We start from the raw sequence: 3300 nt of genomic DNA, 5'->3' as shown, positions 1-3300 counted from the left end.
GCTTTAATATTACAATTTTGTTAAAAACAGTGTAATATTAATGAAAATTTACTTCTGTACACGATAAACCGTTTTTTATAGAATATGTTAATGAAGCAAAGTTGGCATTGACAAGCATGCCCAAAAGAAGGGGTTGGTAAAATGAATGCGGACCATATAAATGATATTTTGAATAGGTTGATGTCAGGGGAACTGTCTGAGTATTATGTGAAAAACGAAGATTTTATGGTGTTTCGTGAGGTTCTTGTGAAAAGAGAGGACTTTAAGCATTTTCGCGGAATCGGACAACGAGGCGGAGATGTTTTGTACAAATATTTAAAAGAGCCCAGAAGTTAATGGAAAGGGGGCTAAAAACATGGAACAAAAGATATTACCTGCATCCGCAGATATGAAAGATTTTGAGAGGTTCTTGAAAAGTCCCTATGAAATTGGTGTATTCCTGGACATGCACATTGCCCAGTTGAAAAATGTCCATATGCTGGCAAAAATCCATGGTAAGAAAATGATTTATCATGTGGATTTGATTCATGGTATAAAAAATGATGAATACGCCACAGAATATATCTGTCAGGAATATAAACCATATGGGTTAATTTCCACCAAAAGTGGAGTTATTCAAAAGGCAAAGCAAAAAGGAGTAATGGCTGTCCAACGTTTTTTCTTAATTGACAGTCATGCCCTTGAAAAAAGCTATAAACTGATCGAGAAAACGAGACCGGATTATATCGAAGTACTGCCAGGGGCCATGCCATGGATGATAAAAGAGGTCAAAGAAAGAGTCAACATCCCTATTTTTGCAGGAGGGCTAATTAGAACTGAAGCTGAGGTCCGTAATGCATTAGATGCCGGAGCAGCGGCCATAACCACATCAAAACGCGATCTATGGGACCTTTTTCTGTGATTAAATAAATTTTTACTATAATTATATTTAAAAACTTGTTGACAACGTTTTCATGAGTTTCTATACTAGAATTAACAAGTTAATAGTTTAGTGACGGAGATAAGGAGATTCACGCAAAAAATCCAAATGAATGGATTGTTTTGCTATGAATCTCTTTTTTTTGTTGGAAATTAGCTACTATTTCCAACTGTGTCGCCAGATTTTGCTTAGAGGGCGCGCTAATAGGCAAATCCGTTAACTTGAAATGGAGTAATCATTTTAAAAGGGGAGAGGTAAAAAAGATGACACCATTTTGGGGAGAACTGATTGGAACGATGATTCTTATAGTCTTCGGTGCAGGGATTGGGGCAGGAGCTTCGCTTAAAAAATCCTATGCCAATAATCCTGGTTGGATTGTGATTACGATTGCATGGGGGCTAGCTGTTACGATGGGCGTTTTTGCTGTAGGTTCAATAAGTGGGGCGCATTTAAATCCTGCAGTAACCGTAGCACTGGCATTAAACGGAGATTTCCCATGGGCTGATGTTCCAAGCTATATTGCAGCCCAAATGTTTGGAGCGATCCTTGGATCTGTTCTGGTATACTTACATTATTTGCCTCATTGGAAAGAGACAAATGATCCTGCCGTAAAGCTTGGTGTTTTTGCAACAAGTCCGGCGATTCCACATACGTTTTCAAATTTATTAAGTGAAATTTTTGGAACATTTATCCTTGTATTAGGATTAAACTTTATTGGGGCCAATAAGTTTACAGAAGGGTTAAATCCACTTGCAGTAGGTGCGTTAATTGTTGTAATCGGTATGTCTTTGGGAGGGACAACTGGATATGCCATTAATCCGGCAAGGGATCTTGGCCCACGAATAGCACATTTCTTATTGCCAATCCCTGGTAAGGGAGGTTCCAATTGGGGATATTCCTGGATTCCAGTGGTAGGTCCTATCCTTGGGGGATGCTTAGGAGCAGTCTTCTATAAGGCAGTTTTTGTTGGAAAAATAAACGGATCACTTTGGAGTGTTGTGGGGGTCACTCTGCTTGTACTGATTCTAGCCTATTTTATTGGAAAAAAACAGACTGTAAGCGTAGACCAATCACAAAACGCGGCTTAATATAAGGTTATCAAGTTAAATGGGGGAATGTTTATGGAAAAGTATATTTTATCTCTAGATCAGGGGACAACCAGTTCTCGTGCGATCCTTTTTAATAAAAATGGGGAAATTGTTCATACAGCTCAAAAGGAATTTACGCAACTCTTTCCAAAACCAGGTTGGGTAGAGCACAATGCAAATGAAATTTGGGGTTCTATTTTATCGGTTATTGCCGAAGTGTTATCTGAAGCCGGTATAAAGCCGGATCAAATTGCTGGAATCGGTATTACCAATCAACGTGAAACAACTGTTGTTTGGGATAAGGAAACAGGAAATCCTGTCTATAATGCCATTGTGTGGCAATCCAGACAAACCAGTGAAATTTGTGATGAATTAAAAGAAAAAGGATATGATCAGATTTTCCGGGACAAAACCGGATTGTTAATTGATGCCTATTTTTCGGGCACAAAAGTGAAATGGATCCTTGATCATGTTGAAGGCGCACGGGAGCAGGCTGAAGCTGGTAAACTATTATTCGGAACGATCGATACATGGTTAATTTGGAAGCTATCAGGTGGCAGGGCACATGTTACTGACTACTCAAATGCATCAAGGACACTAATGTTTAATATTTATGATCTAAAATGGGACGAAGAGCTACTGGATATTCTTGGGGTTCCAACATCCATGCTTCCTGAAGTTCGTCCATCCTCTGAAATCTATGCCAATACGGTTGATTACCATTTCTTTGGGAGAGAGGTTCCGATTGCTGGAGTAGCTGGAGACCAGCAGGCAGCATTATTTGGTCAGGCTTGCTTTGAAAAAGGAATGGCTAAAAATACGTACGGTACAGGCTGCTTTATGTTAATGAATACTGGTGAAAAGGCTGTCAAATCTGAACATGGTCTGTTAACAACCATTGCCTGGGGGATCAATGGCAGGGTTGAATATGCCCTTGAAGGAAGTATTTTTGTGGCAGGTTCGGCCGTTCAATGGCTTCGTGACGGGCTAAGATTAATTAAGGACGCTCCGCATACCGAAAGACTGGCTAAAAAAGTTGAATCTACAGAGGGTGTATATGTAGTACCAGCTTTTGTTGGCTTAGGTACTCCTTATTGGGATAGCGATGTTAGAGGGGCTGTATTTGGATTAACACGTGGAACATCGAAAGAACATTTTGTCCGTGCTACACTGGAATCTTTGGCCTATCAGACCAAAGATGTGTTATCGTCCATGGAGGCAGATTCTGGAATTGAGCTAAAGACACTTCGTGTTGACGGGGGAGCCGTAAAGAATAATTTCTTAATGGATTTC

Annotated in this window: 4 protein-coding genes; all 4 read left to right on the top strand. The window is 39.8% G+C overall.

Annotation, left to right across the window (positions count from 1 at the left end; translation table 11 throughout):
- The first annotated feature begins 141 nt into the window (after positions 1-141).
- Positions 142-336 (top strand): hypothetical protein, encoded by a 195-nt coding sequence (locus tag V7083_RS22690; protein ID WP_335482355.1) that lies wholly within the window; start codon positions 142-144, stop codon positions 334-336.
- Positions 337-355: 19 nt separating this feature from the next.
- Positions 356-901: a glycerol-3-phosphate responsive antiterminator gene (locus tag V7083_RS22685; RefSeq protein WP_335482353.1), complete on the top strand. Its 546-nt coding sequence runs from the start codon at positions 356-358 to the stop codon at positions 899-901.
- Positions 902-1182: 281 nt separating this feature from the next.
- Positions 1183-2007 (top strand): MIP/aquaporin family protein, encoded by an 825-nt coding sequence (locus V7083_RS22680; RefSeq protein WP_335482351.1) that lies wholly within the window; start codon positions 1183-1185, stop codon positions 2005-2007.
- Between the two features lie 33 nt (positions 2008-2040).
- A partial coding sequence (gene glpK, locus V7083_RS22675) for a glycerol kinase GlpK (protein WP_335482349.1) occupies positions 2041-3300 on the top strand: 1260 nt, incomplete at its 3' end.

The organism is Bacillus sp. JJ1764, assembly GCF_036962145.1.
Taxonomy (GTDB): domain Bacteria; phylum Bacillota; class Bacilli; order Bacillales; family Cytobacillaceae; genus Neobacillus.
This window is presented reverse-complemented; position numbering and strand designations above follow the sequence as displayed.

Excerpts from the sequence above, each read along its gene's own strand:
- V7083_RS22690 (WP_335482355.1), top strand. The coding sequence starts at position 142 with ATGAATGCGGACCATATAAATGATATTTTGAATAGGTTGATGTCAGGG.
- V7083_RS22685 (WP_335482353.1), top strand. The coding sequence starts at position 356 with ATGGAACAAAAGATATTACCTGCATCCGCAGATATGAAAGATTTTGAG.
- V7083_RS22680 (WP_335482351.1), top strand. The coding sequence starts at position 1,183 with ATGACACCATTTTGGGGAGAACTGATTGGAACGATGATTCTTATAGTC.